The 21,894-nt window shown below is 38.9% G+C and carries 17 protein-coding genes and 2 rRNA genes; 9 read left to right on the forward strand and 10 right to left on the reverse strand.

Annotated elements, in window-relative coordinates:
• Positions 1-177: 177 nt before the first annotated feature.
• The 6 genes from QT16_RS05745 to QT16_RS05770 all read left to right on the forward strand — a co-directional run bounded on the left by QT16_RS05745 (position 178) and on the right by QT16_RS05770 (position 4,263).
• Positions 178-387: a cold-shock protein gene (locus tag QT16_RS05745; RefSeq protein ID WP_024595869.1), complete on the forward strand. Its 210-nt coding sequence runs from the start codon at positions 178-180 to the stop codon at positions 385-387.
• 187 nt (positions 388-574) lie between these two features.
• Entirely contained in the window at positions 575-784 is a 210-nt protein-coding gene (locus QT16_RS05750) for a cold-shock protein (RefSeq protein WP_007580429.1), read from the forward strand.
• A gap of 187 nt (positions 785-971) precedes the next feature.
• A complete protein-coding gene (locus QT16_RS05755) occupies positions 972-1,181 on the forward strand; it encodes a cold-shock protein (RefSeq protein ID WP_007580429.1) in 210 nt (69 codons plus the stop codon).
• A gap of 231 nt (positions 1,182-1,412) precedes the next feature.
• Entirely contained in the window at positions 1,413-1,661 is a 249-nt protein-coding gene (locus tag QT16_RS05760) for a DUF3297 family protein (RefSeq protein ID WP_002963088.1), read from the forward strand.
• 168 nt (positions 1,662-1,829) lie between these two features.
• Positions 1,830-2,735, forward strand: coding sequence for a homocysteine S-methyltransferase family protein (locus QT16_RS05765; protein WP_039486984.1), 906 nt, complete (start codon positions 1,830-1,832; stop codon positions 2,733-2,735).
• Positions 2,722-4,263 (forward strand): BCCT family transporter, encoded by a 1,542-nt coding sequence (locus QT16_RS05770; protein WP_039486986.1) that lies wholly within the window; start codon positions 2,722-2,724, stop codon positions 4,261-4,263. The genes QT16_RS05765 and QT16_RS05770 overlap by 14 nt, the downstream gene beginning before the upstream one ends.
• Positions 4,264-4,425: 162 nt before the next feature.
• Here the strand turns inward: QT16_RS05770 and QT16_RS05775 are convergent, their stop codons facing one another.
• Positions 4,426-4,842 carry a MerC domain-containing protein gene (locus QT16_RS05775; protein ID WP_039486989.1) on the reverse strand — a complete coding sequence of 139 codons (417 nt, stop codon included), beginning with the start codon at positions 4,840-4,842 and terminating at the stop codon, positions 4,426-4,428.
• A gap of 141 nt (positions 4,843-4,983) precedes the next feature.
• Between QT16_RS05775 and QT16_RS05780 the strand changes: the two genes are divergently transcribed.
• Positions 4,984-7,392 carry a TonB-dependent receptor gene (locus QT16_RS05780; protein ID WP_039486992.1) on the forward strand — a complete coding sequence of 803 codons (2,409 nt, stop codon included), beginning with the start codon at positions 4,984-4,986 and terminating at the stop codon, positions 7,390-7,392.
• Between the two features lie 32 nt (positions 7,393-7,424).
• A complete protein-coding gene (locus QT16_RS05785) occupies positions 7,425-8,822 on the forward strand; it encodes a hypothetical protein (RefSeq protein WP_039486994.1) in 1,398 nt (465 codons plus the stop codon).
• A 125-nt stretch (positions 8,823-8,947) separates the two neighbouring features.
• On the opposite strand, the gene QT16_RS05790 is transcribed toward QT16_RS05785, so the two are convergent.
• The 7 genes from QT16_RS05790 to QT16_RS05820 all read right to left on the reverse strand — a co-directional run bounded on the left by QT16_RS05790 (position 8,948) and on the right by QT16_RS05820 (position 20,241).
• Positions 8,948-9,787 carry an alpha/beta hydrolase gene (locus QT16_RS05790; protein WP_039486998.1) on the reverse strand — a complete coding sequence of 280 codons (840 nt, stop codon included), beginning with the start codon at positions 9,785-9,787 and terminating at the stop codon, positions 8,948-8,950.
• A 37-nt stretch (positions 9,788-9,824) separates the two neighbouring features.
• Positions 9,825-10,730, reverse strand: coding sequence for an NYN domain-containing protein (locus QT16_RS05795; protein WP_039487000.1), 906 nt, complete (start codon positions 10,728-10,730; stop codon positions 9,825-9,827).
• 194 nt (positions 10,731-10,924) lie between these two features.
• On the reverse strand, positions 10,925-12,229 hold the full coding sequence (locus QT16_RS05800; RefSeq protein ID WP_039487004.1) for a DEAD/DEAH box helicase: 1,305 nt from the start codon (positions 12,227-12,229) through the stop codon (positions 10,925-10,927).
• A gap of 188 nt (positions 12,230-12,417) precedes the next feature.
• The gene (locus QT16_RS05805; RefSeq protein WP_039487007.1) at positions 12,418-13,794 is read right to left on the reverse strand and encodes a KAP family P-loop NTPase fold protein; all 1,377 of its coding nucleotides are present in this window, start codon (positions 13,792-13,794) and stop codon (positions 12,418-12,420) included.
• A gap of 198 nt (positions 13,795-13,992) precedes the next feature.
• Entirely contained in the window at positions 13,993-15,813 is a 1,821-nt protein-coding gene (gene glmS / locus QT16_RS05810; RefSeq protein WP_039487010.1) for a glutamine--fructose-6-phosphate transaminase (isomerizing), read from the reverse strand.
• A 38-nt stretch (positions 15,814-15,851) separates the two neighbouring features.
• Positions 15,852-16,616, reverse strand: coding sequence for a DeoR/GlpR family DNA-binding transcription regulator (locus QT16_RS05815; RefSeq protein ID WP_039487012.1), 765 nt, complete (start codon positions 16,614-16,616; stop codon positions 15,852-15,854).
• Between the two features lie 184 nt (positions 16,617-16,800).
• Complete coding sequence (locus tag QT16_RS05820) at positions 16,801-20,241, reverse strand: VCBS repeat-containing protein (RefSeq protein ID WP_039487016.1); 3,441 nt, start codon at positions 20,239-20,241, stop codon at positions 16,801-16,803.
• Between the two features lie 184 nt (positions 20,242-20,425).
• Here QT16_RS05820 and QT16_RS05825 point away from each other — a divergent pair, with 184 nt between their 5' ends.
• The gene (locus tag QT16_RS05825) at positions 20,426-20,953 is read left to right on the forward strand and encodes a sugar O-acetyltransferase (protein ID WP_039487019.1); all 528 of its coding nucleotides are present in this window, start codon (positions 20,426-20,428) and stop codon (positions 20,951-20,953) included.
• A gap of 303 nt (positions 20,954-21,256) precedes the next feature.
• Here the strand turns inward: QT16_RS05825 and rrf are convergent.
• Together rrf and QT16_RS05835 are read right to left on the reverse strand one after the other, a co-directional pair.
• A 5S ribosomal RNA gene (rrf, locus tag QT16_RS05830) occupies positions 21,257-21,371 on the reverse strand.
• A gap of 145 nt (positions 21,372-21,516) precedes the next feature.
• Positions 21,517-21,894, reverse strand: a 23S ribosomal RNA gene (locus tag QT16_RS05835); the annotation flags it as partial.

A 21,894-nucleotide genomic window follows, 5' to 3' on the forward strand; every position in this document is an offset into this window, starting at 1 on the left:
ATACTTTAATTTACTGTTATCCTGCCTCGCATCGGGTTGACAGAAAACCCTATTTATTTGTAAGTACCACGTTGTTTTAGTAATAATCCTTCGCGTTATCCTCAGTTAAATGTATGTTTTCTTCCTGTTAAATTGCCTAATTTAAGGCGCACTTTTATTAATCCTTAGGATACTATTATGTCTACAACTACAACTGGTACAGTTAAATTTTTCAACGAAGCAAAAGGTTTTGGTTTCATCGAGCAAGAATCTGGTCCTGATGTTTTCGCACATTTCAGCGCAATCTCTGGCGACGGTTTCAAAACTTTAGCTGAAGGCCAACGTGTACAGTTTACTGTTACTCAAGGTCAAAAAGGCCCGCAAGCTGAAAACATCGTTAGCATCTAATTGCTACACAATATAATGGGTTAGCAATAACCCATTTTGAATACTAGTTTGAAAGAAGTTTTGTTTTATTTGTTAGTACCGAGTTGTTTTAGTAATAATCCTGCACGATATCCTCAAGTTAACTATTTTTTCCGGCTCAATCGCCTCTTTTCAGGCACACTTATATTAATTTTTTAGGATACATATTATGTCTAATACAACTACTGGTTCAGTAAAATGGTTTAACGAAGCAAAAGGTTTTGGTTTTATCGAGCAAGAATCTGGCGCAGACGTGTTCGCACATTTCAGCGCGATCTCTGGCGACGGTTTCAAAACTTTAGCTGAAGGCCAACGTGTACAGTTTACTGTTACTCAAGGTCAAAAAGGCCCACAAGCCGAGAACATTGTTAGCATCTAATTGCTACACAATATAATGGGTTAGCAATAACCCATTTTGAATACTAGTTTGAAAGAAGTTTTGTTTTATTTGTTAGTACCGAGTTGTTTTAGTAATAATCCTACGCGATATCCTCAAGTTAACTATTTTTTCCGGCTCAATCGCCTCTTTTCAGGCACACTTATATTAATTTTTTAGGATACATATTATGTCTAATACAACTACTGGTTCAGTAAAATGGTTTAACGAAGCAAAAGGTTTTGGTTTTATCGAGCAAGAATCTGGCGCAGACGTGTTCGCACATTTCAGCGCAATCTCTGGCGACGGTTTTAAAACTTTAGCTGAAGGCCAACGTGTACAGTTTACTGTTACTCAAGGTCAAAAAGGCCCACAAGCCGAGAACATTGTTAGCATCTAACTGCTACACAATTTAATGGGTTAGCAATAGCCCATTAATATACTTATCTATATAATTTTTAGTCAAATATCTTCAAAATCCTCCTCTGTAAATATTTTTCAAGCTCAATCTCATTTGTATACACAACTCATTAATTAGTACATTTTTAAACACATTTACGACTATCTCTCTTGAGCGAAAGCTTTGTATTGCCTACAATAGCGCATACTTCATTCAATATAGAATATGACCATGAACGACACTACCGCAAAACCTGCTTTACCAGATCGCCTTTCTATTAATCCACGTAGCCCACATCATGTGGAAGAAGTTTTTGAACACGATATTGGTATCACGTTCAACGGCAAAGAGCGTTTTGATGTTGAAGAGTACTGCATCAGCGAAGGTTGGATAAAGTTTGCATCTCCAAAAGGCCTTGATCGTCGCGGACAACCACTTTTACTTACAAGAAAAGGCACTGTTGAAGCCTTTTATAAGTAAGCTAATAATACCTACTAAAAAAGCGACACCATATTGGATAGTCGCTTTTTTTGTGCCCTTTTAATAGGTTGAGCTTTTTTCATGCCCAACCTGATGAAGTTTCATTATGATTTTTTAAAAAATATGTTTGAATAGCGCCATAACATTTAGACATATAGAAGTCCATAAGTGAAAAAGGTAACAATTTTAGATGGCGGCATGGGACGTGAACTTAAGCGCATTGGCGCACCGTTCTCACAGCCACTTTGGAGTGCACAAGCACTTATAGAAGCCCCACACTTTGTCGCACGAGCCCATCAAGGCTTTATAGATGCAGGCGCTGAAATAATTACGGTTAATAGCTACGCCTGTGTGCCGTTTCATTTAGGTGAAGAACGCTACGAAAGCCAAGGCGCGTTACTCGCAGAGCAAGCTGCCCTTATTGCTAATAAAGCAGCAAATAATGCAAAGCAAAACGTACTGGTTGCAGGATCACTACCCCCTGCATTTGGTTCATACCGTCCCGATTTATTTGAAAGTGAACGTGCTTTTACTATTTTAAATACCTTATACAATGCGCAAAATCCCCATGTAGATTTATGGCTTGGCGAAACAATATCGAGTATTGAAGAAGCGCAAGTAATGGCAAGCGTACTTAAAGGCTCAACTAAGCCATGTTATTACGCATTTACCCTAAGTGACGAAGTAACTGAGCAGGCAACGCTGCGTTCAGGAGAGCTGGTAACCGATGCCATAACCGCACTACTTGAGCAGCAAAACATTGCAGGTATTTTCTTTAATTGCTCTATCCCTGAAGTTATTGAGCAAGCACTGCGTGATACTAACAACGTATTAATTAAGCAAAATAAAAAAGTATCGTTAGGCGCATTTGCTAACAGCTTTACTCCTATTTCAAGTGCTCACAAAGCAAATGAAGCAGTGCAAGACTACCGTGATTTATCTCCTGACGAGTACCTGGAATTTGCAAAACAATGGCATAGCCTTGGCGCAAATATTATTGGTGGTTGCTGCGGAATTAATCCAAGCCATATCGAAGCACTCGTACAATGGAGAAACGCCATTGAAAAACCTTAACTTTGAGCTGGCTATTCCTGCAATTACATTAGTGATTACCTTATTAGTTATCTCAACTTTATATCCAGAGCAGTCACAATTATTAGCAAGCAACGCCATGCATTTTGTAACAGGCTGGTTTGGTTGGTTAGTAGAGCTTGTGAGCTTGGCTTTAGTTGGTTTTTTATTTTGGTTAGCTTTTTCAAAGTACGGATCTATTAGGTTAGGTGAAGAAAAAAAAGAGCACTCTAACTTTTCGTACGGCGGTATGATTTTTACCGCAGGTGTAGGTGCTTCTCTTATATATTGGGGAATTGGTGAGCCGATGTATTACTTGCAATCGCCACCACTTTTTGCCGAACCAAATAGCTACGCAGCAGCAGCTTGGTCTGCTACTTATTCTATTTTTCATTGGGGCGTGACTGGCTGGGCCATTTACTGCTTTCCGGCAATCCCGTTTGCGTACGCGTTTTACGTACAAAAAAAGCGTACTTTAAGACTTTCAACGCTTTGCGGACCGGTAGTAGGCAACAATCCTATTATTGCTAAAGCAATCGATTTACTTGCAATTTTTGGCACCCTCGCAGCTTTTGCAAGCTCACTAGCACTTACTGTATCGTTGCTTAGTACTGGCGTTTCTGCATTATTAGGAATTAAAAATAGCTTATTACTCCAAGGCAGTATTATTTTATTGTTTGTTTTAATGCTCGTTGCGGTAATGCTTGTTGGTTTTAAAAAAGGTATTAGCAAAGTGTCTGACTATACGGTTGTAGCAGCAATATGCTTTGCCTTGTTTGTATTACTTGTGGCTGACTCTCAGTTTATTTTAAATAACTTTACTGACTCAATAGGTGTCATGCTCGATAACTTTTTTAGAATGTCACTTTGGACCGACCCAGTTCAAAAAAGTGGTTTTTCGCAATCGTGGACTCAATACTATTGGTTTTGGTACTACGCTTATTTAATTATGATGGGGCTTTTTATTACCCGCATTTCGCGTGGACGTACTATTAAAGAAGTTATTTTGTACACTATCTCGATGGGTTCACTCGGTTGTGCATTCTTTATATCAATCTTTGGTGGTTATGCAGTATGGGCACAATTAATTGGTGGCTTACCTGTTCAACAATGGATGAGTGAAGGCGGTTTAACGTTTGCAGTAGTTTCACTAATTCAAACTCTACCATCGGGTAATATTGGCTTAGTATTATTTTTGATTATTCAATTTTTTTTAATGCTAACGACTATGTCAAGCGCAAGCGTTGCCACCGCTATGTTGACAACTAATAAACTAGAGCTAAATGGCGACCCCGATCATAAAGTTAAGCTTCTATGGGCTGGTGCAATTGCACTCATTAGTTTTAGCGTATTTTTATGCGGTGGTGGAATAGATACTATTAAGTCACTCTGCGTTGTAGCAGGCCTACCAATGATGTTTATTTACATGATCTTAGTAAAGCAATTAATGATGCAACTAAAGGGTGTGAATCAAATAAAAACACTTGAGCAGTATGAAAGTATAAATTCTGAAACGGTTAAAGTGAATTAGAAACATTTTAAGGCCTCATGTTATGAGGCCTTATTTACTATTACTGAGCATGTTACTACAGCATGAAAGAGGTCGCCTTTTAAAACAAAGAAGCCTTAGTATTTAAAATAAATCAGTATTAATTTAGCCGACGAGAGCCATACCACCAGCAACAACTAAGCGTTAAACCATTTGATCCAATTTGCTACCTGAACACGGGCAGTTGTCGTCATTCTGTTTAAGACATTGCTGATAATTAAACCAATGGGCCACAGCAATAAAAGCCGAGCCTATTAAGGTTAGTGCTTTTTCGGCTATTTCATGCCCTAGTAATACTGCGCATATCATAAAGGCTAGCCCAATAACGCCGCAGGCCATATAACGTAAACGTTTATGCTTTTTACAGCCTAAGCTTAATGCCAATAAACTGGTTGGCAGTACCGCCGCAAGAATCCATAAATGAAATTGTTCACTATCTATTTGCAGTACGGCAAAGCTTGGTAATAACGCTAAAATAACCGGGGTTGCAAAACAATGCACTGTGCACATTACCGATAACCCTATTGCCATACGATCCATAACACTTTGACTCGACTTCATTATTTCCTCTACTAAATCAGTGTCTCCACTCAAAAACGTTACTTTTAAGGAGACATTTTAATAACATCAGTTAATTGCTATTGATATATTATAACATTACCCACATAATTGATATAATATAACATCCAACAAGGTAGTCAAATGAAACGTAGATCGCAATTAGCTGTTCTCATAGCAGCTTTATTGCCGGCTAGTGTGCTTGCATCCACAATAGAAGGCGTTATTTTAAACAACAAAGGTAAAGTAGTTACCAATGCAACGGTAGAAGTTGAAGGCTCAGATCTAAAAGTAACCACCGATGAAAACGGTAAATTTGTTATAACAGAACTAAAAAATGGCTTAAAAGAGCTTCACGTTGTAGCCCCTGGTTATGCGCATCTTCATCGCGATATAACAATAACTAATGATGGAAACCAATCGGTTACTTTTAATTTAAAGCGCTCGCCTATTGAAGTTATTGATATTGAAGCGACCCCTATTCATATGTCGGCAATGGAATCTGCATCGCCTGTTAGTGTTTTATCTGGCGAACAACTAAGGCGCCAACAAGCTGCAACCCTTGGCGACAGCCTTGAAAAACTCCCAGGCGTTAATACAAATTTTCACGGTAAAGTAGCCAGCACACCTATTATTCGTGGTTTAAGCGGTCCTCGCGTACTTATTACTCAAAATGGCCTGGATGTAAGTGATGTATCGCGCGTTGGCCCCGATCACTCTGTTGCATCGGAGGCGTCTACCGCACAACAAATTGAAGTATTACGCGGCCCTGCAACGCTGTTTTATGGCAGTGGCGCAATTGGTGGTGTGGTTAATGTAGTAGATAACCGCGTACCTACCGACAGCACCACGCGTGGTGAATGGAACCTAGAACATAACTCGGTAGATAACCAAAAAGTGGCCTCGTTTAATGCCACCACAGGCACAGACTCGGTGGCTTTTTACGCCGATGCGTTTTGGCGTGAAGCCGATGACTACGAGGTACCGGTAGCTGCTGATATAGATAGCGACGGTGAAGAGCATAGTGGCGATTACAAAGTTGAAAACAGTAATGAAGAGTCTGACGGTTTTACTGTTGGCGCTAGCTATTTAATGGATAACGGATTTATTGGCTTAGCAGTAGAGCAATTTAATCGTCAATACGGTATTCCGGGCCATACGCACGGTGATGAAGAGGAAAAGCACAGCGACGAAGAAGAAAGCGTATTTGCTGATTTAGAGCAAACTAAAGTGCAATTATTAGGTGAGTACAACCTAGATAATAAATGGCTAAACAAAGTTAACCTGCGCGCTGGCCATACCGACTACGAACACGCTGAAATTGAGAGCGGCGCTGTTGGCACTACCTTTAAAAACGAAACCAACGAATTACGCATAGACCTACTACATAACCAATTTAGCGAGTGGAATGGCGGCATTAGCTTTCATTACAAACAAAGCGATGTTGAAGCACAAGGTGAAGAGGCTTTTACTCCTCCATCAGAAACCGAAAGCTTTGCTGTAGCGTTAATGGAAGAAAGGCACTTTGGGGATTTTTTAGTGCAGTTAGGTGGGCGTATTGAGCGTGTAACCATTGAAGCAGGCAACGTATTACTGCCAAATATTGACGCTCACGCACACGATGAAGCGCAAGAAACCGACGAGCATGATCACGACCACGAAGAAAGCGCAGAAACCACTCGCGTATTTGATGTAGAGCATGAATTTACACCAGTCAGTTTATCGGCAGGGGTAGTATGGGATTTTACATCTAACTATAATTTAGGACTTTCTGTATCGCGCTCTGAACGTGCACCTTCTGCCTCTGAATTGTTATCGTTTGGGCCGCATATTGGTACTGGCACCTACGAAGTAGGCGCACTATTTGATTTAGATGAAGATGGCCATTTAGGTTTATCTGATCAAGCAATAGATCTGGAAACAGCCAATAATATCGATTTAACCCTACGTAAAACTCAAGGCGATGTTGGCTTTATTTTAAATGCCTTTTACAACCAAGTAGATAACTATTATTACCAAATAGACACAGGTTTATACGCACAAAGTGGACACGACCATGGCGATGAAGAAGAACTCGCTGACGAACACGACCATTCATCAGAGCTACCCGTTTATTTATTTAAAACAGATGATGTAGTTTTACATGGTTTTGAAGCGCAAATTGCGTGGCAATTAACAGATGAGTTTAAGCTAGATGTATTCTCTGACTACGTTCGTGCACGCCTTAAAGACGGCGGCGATTTACCCCGTACACCACCGCTTCGTTTTGGTAGCGAGTTAAGCTATCAAACAGATAAACTCAGTGCGCATATTCACGTTACTCGCTATCAAAAGCAAGACCGCACAGCCCCACAAGAAACAGCAACAGACGGCTACACATTGATTGATGCAAGCATCTCTTACGACCTTTCAGTATTAAACCAAGATATGTCTGTTTACCTGCGTGGCACCAACTTAACAGATACAGAGGCACGCGTGCACAGCTCGTTTGTAAAAGATATAGCACCACGTCCAGGGCGTAGCTTTGCGCTAGGCATTCGCGGTTATTTTTAAGCATTAAAAAATTATAATTAAGGGAAATAAACATGAAAAAACTATACAAATTAAAGCTTATTGCACTGGCTATTAGCACTACATTTATTACAGCCTGTGGCGATGCAGAAACTAAAATTGTAGAAAAAGATCCTATTGTTGTAGAAGACGAACACGATCATGACGATGATGATCACGACCATGATGATGGCTACACAATTGATTCATTAGGCAGATTAGCTGTGCTTGCAGGCAACAGCAACGAAGCCAGCTTTTATGACCTAGATGACAACGCTTTACTTGAAACATTTACCCTGACGAATGATTCAAACACGCTATCGTCATCACCTGATTTTCGTTATGCCGTTATTGCAAGCCGCGCACAAGATTACTTAGGCTTTATTGATGGTGGTTTATGGCGTGAAGACCATGGCGAGCACCTGCACGATTACGAGCAAAGCCCAGCGGCTAGCAGCTATGAGTTAACAAGTGGTAGTCGCCCTACACACTTAATAACTCACGACGGGCAATTAGCTGTTTTTTATGATGGTGATGCAGACTCAGGTACGGTTGCTTCTGTTGAAGTATTAACAGATAACGACATAACAAGTGCAACAGCAACACTACCTGGTATTAGCTACGATATTAATATGCACGGTGTAGCAGAGCCTCGCGGTGAGCATTTATTATCAACCATTCGCCGTGATGACAGCGAAAGCACATCGGTTGCTAAAGTACTGCCAGACCAAGTAGGTGTTTATCACTTTCATGATGGTGAATACGAGCTTGAACAAACCTTAGAAGTTACGTGTCCTGATTTACACGGCGCAGCACAAAACCATGACTATGTTGTATTTGGTTGTGGCGATGGTATATTGATTGCCCATCAACAAGGTGATGTATACAGCGCTCAAAAAGTTGTAAATATAGATGCCGTAGGCGATCAGCGCATTGGTAGTATTTATGGCCACGAAGATAGCGAGACCTTTATTGGCGTAGCGTCTGGCCATGGTGGCGGCGAAGCCGTAATTGTAACTATTAACCCTGTAACAGCACAAATGGAAGAACTAGAATGGCAACTAGCCGATGGCGCAAGTGCTGTATCGTACTCTTTTTCTGCCCATGGCGAGCACTTTTTAATATTAGACAGCTTAGGCTTTTTAAATGTATTTAGCGCACACGACCATGATGGCGAAATGCATTGGGAGCTTGAAGGCCAAGTTGATATTACCGAGCAAGATGTATCAACCATGCCAGAGGGCATGAGCTTTAGCATGACAGTGGCACAAAACGGTCAGTTTGCTTATGTAGCAGACCCTATTGCTCAGCACGTTGTGCAAGTACACCTTGAAGACTTAGAAATTGAAAGTGAGGTTGAGCTTACTTTTGCCCCAAGTGCAATTACTTGGCTTGGTATTGCGCAAGAAGAAGAGGACGATCACGACCACTAAGTTAATAAAAGTTCTGAGTAGCTAGCTTACTCTTTTATTGCATATTGAAAAATAAACCTATCATTAGCTTTACTAATGATAGGTTTTAAATGGTAACGTTTTCTAACGTAAGTAATTTTACAGTATTACTCACTTACAGTGCTGTATATCCAATCAAGCCCTTGTATTGCAGTAGTAGGAAATGCCGTTGCATGGCTCGCTCCTTCAATAACAACACTTTTTAATTGTATGTTGTCACTGTTAAGTGCATTAATTTTTTGTACCAATAGCTTGGTACCCTCAACCATATTTTGTCCTTCACCAAAAGCAGGGGTTTCCTTTGCTCCCACCGATATATAAACTTTTATAGGCACTTTAGGTTTATTTGCTTGTAGCGCTAAGATTGCGTTGCTATCAAACCAAACAGACGGGCTACCAATAATATAATGGCTAAATAAATCGGGCTCTGTAAATAAAATAGAGGCACCTAATAAGCCGCCTAGCGAGTTACCTATGTAGGTTTTGTGTGTGTGACTAGCTCGGTAGTTTTGCTCAATATAAGAAAACACAGTGTTTTTAATAAACTGAATATGGCCTTGTGCATTACCTGTTTGTTTTTTCCAATCTTTTGCAAAAGTAGGTGTGTAGTCTCTAATTCGACTAGCTGATCCAATAGACCCTTTTTCATAACCAATGGCGACAATAATTGCTTGCTGCATTTTTCCGGTATTCATAGGAAATCGTGTTGCCCCTGCCACTATAGGGAAGGTATACGGCGCATCGGTTAAGTAAATAACTGGATATGTTTTATCCTGCTTATTTTTATATGACTTAGGCAATTGAATGTAAACAGAGTAAACACGCTTACTAGAAGGTTCGGTTAGTTGAATAACGCTACTTCTAGGGATTTCGTATGGGGTATTTGCACTTAATTTAAAGCATATTAAAGTAGTAGAAAGTAATAATAGTTTTGATATTAAGTCCACATTTCACCCTTTATTAAATATAAGTAGTTTCATGTCGCTAGTTGTTAAATAGCTGAGTATATTTTTGTGCGTAACTTAGCACTATTTTTGCTGTTTCTTCATTATCGAGTAATAGAATAGGAGGATCTGTTAATGGCGGTAAATCATCAAAGCTAGGTAATGGTTTTTCCAACCAGCGCCAGCATTTAGTTCGATTAGCTTCAACTTGTAATAAAGTTAATATTATTTCTTCAAGTATTTCTGGCTGACCAAACCAACCTATAGGTTTAGAAACTGGTTTTCTTCCTCCCTGGATAACACGTGGCAACTGCGACTGTTTTAGTTCTTCAATTAAAATATTCCTACGCGTCCAATCAGCATGTATATCTAGTTTTTCATTGGGGTAACGAACACTATCAGTAGTAGGGATCACTAAGCCTATTTTAACTTTATTTAGAGATTTTATTTTTTCTAAAGCCCTTTCTAAGTCTGTATCATTAGTAACAAACACAACTTGCTCAATTGAGTCATCCGTAAATACATCAAATAAAGCCTCCACCGCAATATTTACATCAGTTTGCTTTTCTTCAAGCTTCCAAATGTCCACATACTCACATTCATTTGGGTGTTTTTTAGGTTCTTTTTCATCAATTTTAAATGCACGTGTTGGGTTTACAGAGTAGTAACCTTTGATTATTTCTAGCTGACCATTTGAACTATTGAAAGTTAAAGCTCGGTGATAAGCCTGCTGATCAGCTAAAGAATCTTTTGACGTAGCTGCCTTTTCTACAATATTCGCAGTAAAAAACTTAACGCTTAAATTATTGCTAGTGTGGGCTTTACTTGCAGCACTGGGGAGGATGTAGTCATCAAATAATTTAAATATATCTAACCACTTGTAAGGTGTTCGCTTAAGACATCCATAATATAAATTATATCCATCAATATATATTCGAGTCTTCAAAGTCGATCCTTAAATTTTAGCTACAAAAAAACCGACACTAAGGTCGGCTTTTTCTCCCTATATCCAGGAGACTCAATGCTACGCGTGGAAGTAGGGTTAGTTGTTAATAATGATCTTAGTCAAAATTGACCAATACGTCAATAACTGATTTTATCGCCAATTGTAAGGTTAGACAAAATAATAAATTATATTTCCTATTTAGAACGCCCTCTCCAGCCGCTCCATACGTCATCTTCTTGGTTGGATTTTTTCTTCTTTTTCTTACCTGTGCCTTCAGGCTTTGCCATTGGCTTATCGTTTTTAAGTGCAAGGGCCGCATCAAGGTTTGCTTGGTTTACCACAAAACCCGTTACTTCCTCACGCTCTAAACGAAGTTTGTTTTTTTTCTCGATTATTTTAAAGTGATGAAAGTCTTCATAATCAATTAACGATAACGCTAAACCCACTTCACCGGCACGGCCGCTTCGGCCAATACGATGCATGTAATCAGCGGGGCTACGCGGTAAGTTAAAGTTAATAACAACAGGCAGTTTGGCAATATCTAAACCACGGGCTGCTATATCGGTGGCAATAAGTACTTCTATTTCACCGGCTTTAAATTTTTCTATTACGCGAGTACGCTCACTTTGGCCTTTATCACCATGAAATACTTGTGCATTAACACCGCGCTTTTCAAGTTTACTAGCCAAGTGCTCACAGTCTTTTTTCGCGTTCACAAAAATCAATGCTTGGCGCCATTTATGCGTTTTAATTAAATGTGCTAAAACTGTGGTTTTTTCACCTTTGTTTACGGTAAAAACACGCTGTACCAAGGTGCTTTCGTCTTTGTTTTGTACTTGTATTTCAACTGGGTCGTTTAAAAGCTCTTGCGTTAATTGAGTGACTTGCTCTGGGAAGGTCGCTGAAAACAACATAGTTTGTTTTTTAGCAGGCATTAACGCTAAAAGATCAGCCAGCTCTTCGGTAAAGCCAAGGCTTAGCATACGGTCGGCTTCATCAAGCACTAAGGTCGTCACTTTATCGAGCTTAATCGCATTGCTTGAGATTAAATCGAGCAAACGCCCTGGCGTTGCAACAATAATATCGGCGCCGCCGCGTAGAGCCTGCATTTGTGTATTAACCGACACACCACCAAACACGGCCACAGTTTTAATTGCGCCATTAAAGTTAGCAGAATACGATTTAACGCTATCGGCCACCTGCGTAGCAAGCTCACGCGTCGGTACTAAAATAAGCCCCGTTACAAAATTACCTTTGCTGGCAGTATTTTTAGCGCCCTGCTCTAAAAATAGGGTTTGTAGCATAGGTAAAGCAAACGTCGCTGTTTTACCTGAGCCAGTATTTGCCCCCGCAATTAAGTCACTTCCCGCAAGCACACTAGGTATAGCCTTAGCTTGAATAGGTGTAGGCTGGGTATATTCCAAATCGGTTAATCGAGCTAATAGCTCTGGAATAAGGCCAAGTTCGGAAAAAGTGCTAGGGCTTGTGGCTGAGGTCATATTTATTACGGGCTTATTGCTAAAAAAGTAGCCTGTAATTTTAGCGTATTTAGCGCTTATTAAGTAGAGATTAGTGATTTAAATGTTTTCATAGGTAACAGCTGCGCGATTCGAGCTACAAGCTCTAAGTATACTTTAGCTCTGATTATTTTTGCTCATTAATACGAAAAGGGAGTTTTCCCCTTTCTTTAAGATATAAAACGACCTGCACGCTCAACTAACTCAGGGTAATGTAATATCGAAAACTGTCGATTTTGGTTAAAGCTAAAGTCATATAGGATCATGTCGCCAAGCTCCGCTGAACACTGTTGAATTTCTGAAGATTTTATTCCGGTTTTTCCTAGTAACTTACTTATAATGCTAATAATTTTACCTTCATAGGCTTTATTTGAGTCCAAGTTTGATTCAGGGTTACTCATTTTTTCAATAAAAACATTCCAATCTTGACTAGAGTTAGTTCGAAATTTATCTTTCCACATTGGTATCGTAATTTTATATAATTCTGGCTTACTTATTTTTAGGATAGCTAAAAATACTAACGGTAACGTATATAGCCTTTCTTCAGTTGTTAGCTGAATTGCTTGTAAAATCTTTATGGCTTGTTCAATATCTCGTAAACCCGCATCACATAAAAGAGCTGTTTGAGCCAGCAAATAAGCATTACCACTTTTATGCACAGCAATTAACTTATCATCATTAACAAGCTCTGTTTTCCATAAGTACTCTGAGTAAGACAAGCGATTTGGTGGTGGTAGATGATAAATTTGATCGAAAAATCTATTTAGGTATTTTTTAGATTCAAAATTATTACCATAAATAGCCTTGATTGAATGACTTAATTGCTCAGATGCAGTAGCAACAACAAAGTAAACGCGCGGTATTTGAAATAGATGTTTAATTGTCTCTAGTAGTTCAATGGCATAACTAGGCCTACATCTGTCTAACTCATCTACGAATATAAAAATTGGTTTTATATCCTTACCTGCCTTTTTCGCGATCTCCCCTAAATTAGTCTTAAAAGTAATAATACTATTTTCTATGCTTTCTTGATGTTCTAACGCAATATTTGTTGCTTGAGTAGTTAGACCTTCAACTAATCTATTTGTAGCTTTTTTATCTATATCGGATGCTTTACTTTCCTCACCATCACTCTCGATTAATTCGTTTATTTGATCTAGAGAATAGCCCGTCAATTTTTTTGCTATAAAAGATAAAAGTAATGGAGCGGCAGCAAGCTTGAATTTATTCCATTTATTTTTTTGGCTTGCGTTGGCCTTTTTACTAAAAAAAGGTTTTAACTCTTTATCGATCGCAGAAATGAAACCAAGCAAAGGGTTATCCGTAAAATCCTTCTCCCAAGCATTAAAATAAACAACTTCGCAGCCTTGTGACTTTAAATCACTTCGCCAATTTGTAAGAAAATAGGTTTTACCAAATCCCCATTCAGCATCAATATTTAATACAAAAGGTTCCTCTTTCTTTACTGTAAATCGATTGAGTAAGTAAGAAGTTAGATATTTTGCATCTTCAACTCTATTTAACTTATCGTCATTCCATGATTCCATTATTTATCTTCCCTGATTTTGTTTATAGCTATATTGCCATGAAGACATTGATTACGAAACATTGTATTCAAACGAAGTTATTTTCATTGTTATTTAATTTAAGTATCTTGCAGTAATAAAACACGGCTAAAATCATTCACAAAAAAAGGCGCATTGAGCGCCTTTTATCTTTAACAGGTAATTACCAACCTATTGATTTTACTCAACCGTAACAGATTTAGCTAAGTTACGAGGTTGGTCAACGTCGGTACCTTTAATTACCGCTACGTAGTACGACAGTAACTGTAATGGCAGTGTGTAAACAATTGGCGCAATAATGTCGTCAGTGTGGTTTACGTTGATAACACGCATTGTATCGTCTGACTCAAAGTGTGAATCTTTATCTGCGAATACGTAAATAATGCCGCCACGTGCGCGTACTTCTTCTACGTTTGATTTAAGCTTTTCTAATAACTCATTGTTTGGTGCTACAACAATAATTGGCATGTCAGCATCAATAAGTGCGAGTGGGCCATGTTTTAGCTCGCCCGCTGCGTAGGCTTCTGCGTGAATGTACGAAATTTCTTTAAGCTTAAGCGCACCTTCCATTGCGATTGGATATTGTGAGCCACGACCTAAAAACAGTGAGTGATGCTTGTCGGCAAATTCTTCTGCAAGGTCTGCAATGCCATCTGCAAGCAGTAATGTTTCTTCAAGCTTAGCAGGTAGTACTTTTATAGCATTTACAATAGCACTTTGATCAAGCTGTTTTTCTTGAGCTATAGACGCAGTAAGCATTAACAAACCAACTAATTGCGTTGTAAATGCTTTAGTAGAAGCCACGCCTATTTCAGCACCAGCTTTGGTCATAAAGGCAAGGTCTGATTCGCGTACAAGCGATGAACCAGGTACGTTACAAATGGTCATTGAGGCCATGTAACCTTGCTCTTTAGCTAGGCGTAATGCAGCTAGCGTATCGGCAGTTTCACCTGATTGAGAAATAGTAACAAGTAAGCTATTTTCATGAACAAACGACTGACGGTATCTAAATTCAGAAGCTATTTCTACATTACAGCTAACGCCTGCAAATTGCTCAAGCCAATAACGTGCAACCATACCTGAATGGTAAGACGTGCCACAGGCAATAATTTGCACGTGTTTTACGTCTTTAAATATTTGCTGAGCGCTTTCGCCAAACGCATCAATTGCTACGCGATCGTCGTTTAAACGCCCTTCAAGCGTATTACGTACTGCAAGTGGCTGCTCGTAGATTTCTTTTAGCATGTAGTGGCGGTAATCGCCTTTGCCTGATGCATCTTGTGTAATGTTTGATTCAATCACTTCACGCTCTACAGCGTCGCCATTTTCGTCAAAAATTTCTACTGTATCACGTGTAATACGCGCTACATCGCCTTCTTCTAAAAAGATGAAGCTACGAGTAACAGGTAATAGTGCTAACTGATCAGACGCAATAAAGTTTTCGCCAAGGCCTAAACCAATAACAAGAGGGCTACCTGAGCGCGCTACAATGATTTCGTTGTCGTTTGCTTTATCAAATACAACTGTACCAAAAGCGCCTTCAAACTGTTTAACAGCAGCTTGTACTGCTGCAAGTAAACTAGTGTGCTGCTTACGAAGCTTATGAATTAAGTGCACCATTACTTCGGTATCGGTTTCAGATAGAAACTCGTAGCCTTCTTCTTTAAGCGATGCGCGTAAGCTTGCGTGGTTTTCAATAATACCGTTGTGCACAAGTGCTAACTGGTTGTTTGATACATGTGGGTGTGCATTTGCTTCTGTAACGCTACCATGTGTTGCCCAGCGCGTATGTGCAATACCTGTATGACCGCTAACACCTGCTTTTTCTAGAGCTGCTTCTACGTTAACTACTTTACCTACTGCTTTTACAGTATTTAGCGTAGAGCCTTCTAGTAGTGCTACACCGGCAGAGTCGTAGCCACGGTATTCAAGTCGCTTCAGCCCTTCAATCAGTATTCTATTTACTGGACGTTCTGCAACTGCCCCAACTATTCCACACATAATCTCTCCAATAATCTTGTATATTTACCACTTTGTGGCTACTCAATAAATTCAGCGCAAATTAGTTTTACACCACACGCCTCAATTGCTTTGCGCTTTTCATCTGCTAAGCCATTGTCGGTTATTAATGTGGTTACTATTTTCCACGGTAATTCTAAATTTGGTATTTTTCGGCCAATCTTATCTGATTCAACCATTACAATTACTTCACGAGCCGCTTTTGCCATTACTTGGCTCAAACCAACTAACTCATTAAAGGTTGTTGTGCCACGTTTTACATCTATACCATCCGCACCAATAAAGAGCTGATCAAAGTCGTAAGAGCATAATACGTTTTCGGCAACTTGCCCCTGAAACGACTCAGAATGCGGATCCCACGTCCCACCAGTCATCAAAAGTGTTGGCTCGTTCTCAAGTGCTAATAAACGACTCGCTACTTTAATTGCGTTTGTCATTACAACTAGCCCGCGCTTATTTGCAAGCTCAGGGATCATCGCAGCAGTAGTACGCCCGCTATCAATAATAACGCGGTTATGATCTTTTATAAGTTTTGCTGCAGCCTTTGCTATTGCGACTTTGCGCTTTGAATCTATTTCATCGCTAACAATTTCTTTAGGCAATGCAATAGCACCCCCATAGCGGCGAAGTAATAAGCCACTTTTTTCAAGCGAGGTTAAATCTTTTCGAATGGTTACTTCAGATGTTTGAAACTGCTGTGCTAACTTTTCAACGGCTACTTCACCTAATTCATTAACTTGAACCAGTATATTGTGACGACGCTGCTGTGTGTTTCGTTTAGTCATAAAGCTCGTGAATTAAGTTTCATTTCGAAAGTTATGCGATTTTAAACGAAACAACCTAAATGGCAAGTGAATGAGTAAAAAAAGCGCAATGTGCGCTTTTTAATTTAACAGCATGTAGATGTGGTGAAACATTCTAACTTGCTCAGTGAGCTAGAAACTAGATTACTGAGCACGCTATTATTTTTTAGTTCAAATAAGGATATATTAAAAACTCACTACCTAAAATATATAAACTCCAAGAATCACGCTCATCTTTTTGAATTAATACATCGTGGTAATTATTCGAGATTTGTGGACTCTCCCAAATAACTTGATTTGATAACTTATCCACTAGGCTAATTGTTTTTTCTATAGAGTAATGCGCCAGATAGTTTCGGCCATAAACGCCACCTATAGTTTCATCGAGGATTTTCTCTTTGTGGTAAATTGTAAAGCCCTTAATTTGTTGTTCGTCCAAAATTTCTAATGCTTTCGTTTTCGTATCTAATACTATTAAACCACCTTCTTCATCGAAACTACCAAAAGTACGATAATCAATTATTAGCTCTAGTTGAGGATCTGAATCTAGCTGAATAGCATGTACATGCGCTACATGGCTTGTTGTTTCTTGTAAGAAATCTAAAGGTACAGGCCAATTGCTACTGTCAATTGAAATGGGTGATAAGCTTGGATTTTCGTAAAAAGCTATACCTAAATCGTAATAACCTATTATTATTTTTGACAACTCCTCAGACGGCAAGTAAGGAAAGTAGGCTCTTGATACGACTTCTCCTGTTTGTTTAGCGATTGTGTAATATCTAATATCACTTTTAAAGCTCAAGTGTGTTTCGGACTCTGTAAAAGCAAAATCATACGAATTAGAAAAAGTCACTTCTGCAACGCTAGTTTGCCAAATTACACTGGTTGAACCTGTATTGCGTTTAACAATAAATGTCTCGTTGTTAATTTGAGTTAATGAATACTCAATTTGATTTTCATTATCTTGCGTTAACAGCATCTCTCCAGTGAAAGTAACAGGTGCATTATTGTGCGTTACCTTAGCCGAACGGCCAAAATCTGAAATGCTAACCGTATCATCAACAGCACCAACAATATGAAGATTAGGAAGTTGACCTTGAGCCACTGATGAATACTCAAGCTGCCATAGCCCATTCTCATAGCTAAAGCTTTGCATCGTATATTCTTCGTATAAATAACTTCCTTCTAAACCATCTGTTTTGCTTACTAATAATGACTGTATTCCATCATTATCAAAATCAACAGCTCCTATTACTCTCCCAATGGGGTTTTCAGCAATAGATACAGAGAACAATTGCCACTGCTGATCAAAGTAATAAAGCTCTTTTGAATTAGAAAAATAAACATGACTATAAGGACTATCTACTTCAAGGCTAATCGAAATACCATCATTGAAATTAGTCTCAAACTTTTCACTACCCACCTGCAGTTCACCATCTTCCCACCATATTAGTTCACTATAATGTTCGGAGGCCTTATATCTAGTTACACGACAATTATCACCACTGGTAAATGCCTTAAATTTATATTCAGAGTAGGGTCCTATCAGGTATTTGTTCTGTTTGACATCAAATATACTTTCCCTATCAATTAACTCTTTAAAGCCGTCGTTATTCAAATCACAAACTTGAATCAAGCTATTTGAATAATTAAGTGAAAGGTCCGGCGCAACAATAAGCGTAGTGATAGAAAGATCATTTCCATTAATAAGATAGCTATCATACGAATGCCCCGCCGAAAGAAGAATATCTTCAATACCATCGCCGTTATAATCAAATACCATAGAGTTATAATTCTCAGCCGAAACATCATCTATCAGCAAACTACTTGAACCCTCATTAGTTAAAAATATTTGATGTTTAGCTGCCTCTTGGTTGTAAGTAATACTTAGCCAATTTAGTTGCGTCCCTGGCTGATTAAGAAATGCACCTACATGCTCAACATTTGAAGGTAAGGGAGGTATCCATTTATTGTATTCTAGCAACCCTGTCTCACTGAGACTTAAGATATAATTATCATTACCGCGTAATACACCCCTTTTTTGGTTCGAAAGCTTAATTGAAGCTACACTGGATGTTGAGTTGTTCACATAACCAATTGAGCGATTATCTACGCCATCGAGTGATTGAAGGTTGATTTGGTGCTTAATTCTTATTTGATTGTCAGAGTTTGAGATATCAACAGCAAAATTTACGTTTAAATTACTACCAAAGTCAGGCGCGTTGCTTAACCAATTAATCTCTCCCTGTTCTGAAATCGAGATATTACTTGGCCCATAAGCAATTTTGTATTCAAAAGGACCATCGAACTCATCATTAGATAAGTTGATAATGGCTGTATAGTGTTCACCTAATTCTATTTCATCATATGCAGTAATGTCAGAAACAATTGCTGGCAGTTTTTCTAATTTAAACTCATGCTCCACAGTATTTTCTGCACCACTTGGGTCTACAACTGTTAACGAAATACGATAAAGGCCAGGTAGGTCTCCAATAAAGTCAATTTTGCTACCGGTGCCAAGTTGCCAACTAGCATTCTGCGGAAAAGTTATTAATTTCCACTCATAACCTAATGGTTCAAAATCAGGGTCCTTGGACTGCGTTGCATCAAGAGTAAGAATAGAGTGTCGTAGAGCTTTGTTCGAGCCTGAAATACTTGCTATAGGAATAGAGTTGGCAGTATTGTTATAAACATTATCTAAGTCAGTTAAATAAAACTCTAGTGGCAAAAATTCATTAGATAGATGTATGGTCGAAATACCATTAGCTTTGAGATCTACACTAGCAGTATTTTGTGATATTAGGGTGTACTTTGCTCCTATTATTGAAGGCAGAGATATATCATTGGTTGGATAAAACTCATCAGTTTTTATTGTTAGTTTTCCTAAATCACTAAAATAAACTTCACCATTAAAACCAACACCATACCCAACATTGGTTGCATCTAAAACAGCATCAAGCCTTACATTAGAGAATAAAATATCAAGCGAATTTTCATCAGCACCTTTAAATTGAATATTCACAGTAGCGCTACTGTCACTATTTACTCCCTGACTATTAGCAATAGCAAAACCTTCTGTTAAATAAGTAACCCCAAGCACTTCGTTACTAATTGTTAAACTAGGTACTACCCCATATTCTAAAACAAATTCAGCGTTAGAGTTTTCGATATAAATATCAGATTGCCCATTAAAAACCCACCCAGCAGCAGAGCAATTGTTATAAGTAATTATATAGTGCTGATTAGCCTCTTCCTCTTTCATGTCAGCAGAGCCAGTAACACAACCGAAATTATCAGATTGGTTATCTAGCACTGGGTCGTGGAGAAATAGATTTTGATAATCCTCTCCAAATACTATGGAATTTAGGCTATCTATTAGATATGAGTACTGAGTTGTTAGTTGAGTTACATTACTTGCTGTTATTTCGAATAAAGATAATTCACCGTCATAGGTAGGCGTATTTTGATAATCAGGCTTAACAAATTTAGTTTTTCCAGAAGAACCAGAATCATTATTAGCAGGTTGGCTGGCATCATTACCCCCTCCCCCACAACCGGCTAAAATAATTGTTAAACAGAATAATTTAGTTAGTTTATTTAATTTCATTACTTACTCCTTGTAACATGAATTTTACATTATTAAAGCTTTTTTAAAAAGGAATATAATAAAAGTCAAAATTTGTTTAAAACCTTTTTAGCCCATACAAAAAGGTAATAACAACTTTTCAGTAAAATATATAAGCATGAGATAATACTTAATAATGTATGCATATAAATGAATAACAAACTCAATGAAATTATTTAATAGCGTGACTAAGCCATATTTAATGCAAAGAAAACAAACAGGCGAGATATGCCGATTATTCAATAAAAGCCCGAGCAAAGGTAATTTAAAGCGTATTAAAGAGCTGTTCGCACAATGCGGTGAAGAGGTAATTATAGAATCAGGTTTTCATTGCGATTACGGCAATCATATAGTTATTGGTGATCGTACTTTTATAAATGTTAATTGCACACTTCTCGATTCGCCATTAGCCAATTACTCAATCACCATTGGTGATGACTGCTTAATTGGCCCGAACGTTCAGCTTTTAGCTGTGTCACATGCTACTAATCCAGCAGAAAGGCTTAATAAGGAAAACTTTGCAGCACCTATCGCGTTAGGCAATAACGTATGGATTGGCGCAGGCGCTATTATTCTTTCTGGAGTTAATATAGGCGAAAATAGTATTGTGGGTGCGGGTGCTGTGGTTACTAAAAATGTAATGGCTAATACCGTAGTAGCGGGTAATCCAGCTCGTGAAATAAGAACACTATAGTTATTACCGATGTGATTTTAACGTCGGGAGTCGCTGTGCTCGCCCGACCTACGTGATGAGTTTAAATGAGTGTGTATCTTACTTTTCTGCAGACGTAAAAAAGCCCGACTATTTCTAGTCGGGCTTTCTACAATTTGAAGCCTGGTAATGTCCTACTTTCACATAGCAAATGCTACACTATCATCGGCCGGGGCTCGCCTTCGAGCTGTTTTGTTTCACTACTGAGTTCGGCATGGGCTATTTACTAAATCCCAGACAGCAAAAAACCCGTCACATTGCTGTAACGGGTTTCTCTTATTTGAAGCCTGGTAATGTCCTACTTTCACATAGCAAATGCTACACTATCATCGGCGCTGTTTCGTTTCACTACTGAGTTCGGCATGGAGTCAGGTGGGTCCAAAACGCTATTGTCACCAAGCAAATTTGGGCGTTAATCCGTATTTCTACGCACTAACTGAATTTGGAAAATATCTGATAATATTTTTTAAGTCTTTCTAAGTAATGTCTACTTTAGTTATATTAACTTCTGTCTAAACTGTCGCATAAAACGCGTTTGGCGTTGTATGGTTAAGCCTCACGGGTAATTAGTACAAGTTAGCTTAATGGCTCACACCACTTCCACATCTTGCCTATCAACGTTGTAGTCTTCAACGGCCCTTCAGAGACTTTAAAAGTCTAGTGAGAACTCATCTCGAGGCCTGCTTCGCGCTTAGATGCTTTCAGCGCTTATCAGTTCCGAACGTAGCTACCGGGCAATGCCATTGGCATGACAACCCGAACACCAGCGGTTCGTTCACTCCGGTCCTCTCGTACTAGGAGCAACCCCTCTCAATTCTCAAACGCCCACGGCAGATAGGGACCGAACTGTCTCACGACGTTCTAAACCCAGCTCGCGTACCACTTTAAATGGCGAACAGCCATACCCTTGGGACCGACTTCAG

This window comes from Pseudoalteromonas distincta, assembly GCF_000814675.1.
GTDB lineage: Bacteria > Pseudomonadota > Gammaproteobacteria > Enterobacterales > Alteromonadaceae > Pseudoalteromonas > Pseudoalteromonas distincta.

Excerpts from the sequence above, each read along its gene's own strand:
- glmS (WP_039487010.1), bottom strand. The coding sequence starts at position 15,813 with ATGTGTGGAATAGTTGGGGCAGTTGCAGAACGTCCAGTAAATAGAATA.
- QT16_RS05780 (WP_039486992.1), top strand. The coding sequence starts at position 4,984 with ATGAAACGTAGATCGCAATTAGCTGTTCTCATAGCAGCTTTATTGCCG.
- QT16_RS05800 (WP_039487004.1), bottom strand. The coding sequence starts at position 12,229 with ATGACCTCAGCCACAAGCCCTAGCACTTTTTCCGAACTTGGCCTTATT.
- QT16_RS05805 (WP_039487007.1), bottom strand. The coding sequence starts at position 13,794 with ATGGAATCATGGAATGACGATAAGTTAAATAGAGTTGAAGATGCAAAA.
- QT16_RS05825 (WP_039487019.1), top strand. The coding sequence starts at position 20,426 with ATGAAATTATTTAATAGCGTGACTAAGCCATATTTAATGCAAAGAAAA.
- QT16_RS05785 (WP_039486994.1), top strand. The coding sequence starts at position 7,425 with ATGAAAAAACTATACAAATTAAAGCTTATTGCACTGGCTATTAGCACT.
- QT16_RS05820 (WP_039487016.1), bottom strand. The coding sequence starts at position 20,241 with ATGAAATTAAATAAACTAACTAAATTATTCTGTTTAACAATTATTTTA.
- QT16_RS05755 (WP_007580429.1), top strand. The coding sequence starts at position 972 with ATGTCTAATACAACTACTGGTTCAGTAAAATGGTTTAACGAAGCAAAA.
- QT16_RS05815 (WP_039487012.1), bottom strand. The coding sequence starts at position 16,616 with ATGACTAAACGAAACACACAGCAGCGTCGTCACAATATACTGGTTCAA.
- QT16_RS05750 (WP_007580429.1), top strand. The coding sequence starts at position 575 with ATGTCTAATACAACTACTGGTTCAGTAAAATGGTTTAACGAAGCAAAA.
- QT16_RS05760 (WP_002963088.1), top strand. The coding sequence starts at position 1,413 with ATGAACGACACTACCGCAAAACCTGCTTTACCAGATCGCCTTTCTATT.
- QT16_RS05775 (WP_039486989.1), bottom strand. The coding sequence starts at position 4,842 with ATGAAGTCGAGTCAAAGTGTTATGGATCGTATGGCAATAGGGTTATCG.
- QT16_RS05745 (WP_024595869.1), top strand. The coding sequence starts at position 178 with ATGTCTACAACTACAACTGGTACAGTTAAATTTTTCAACGAAGCAAAA.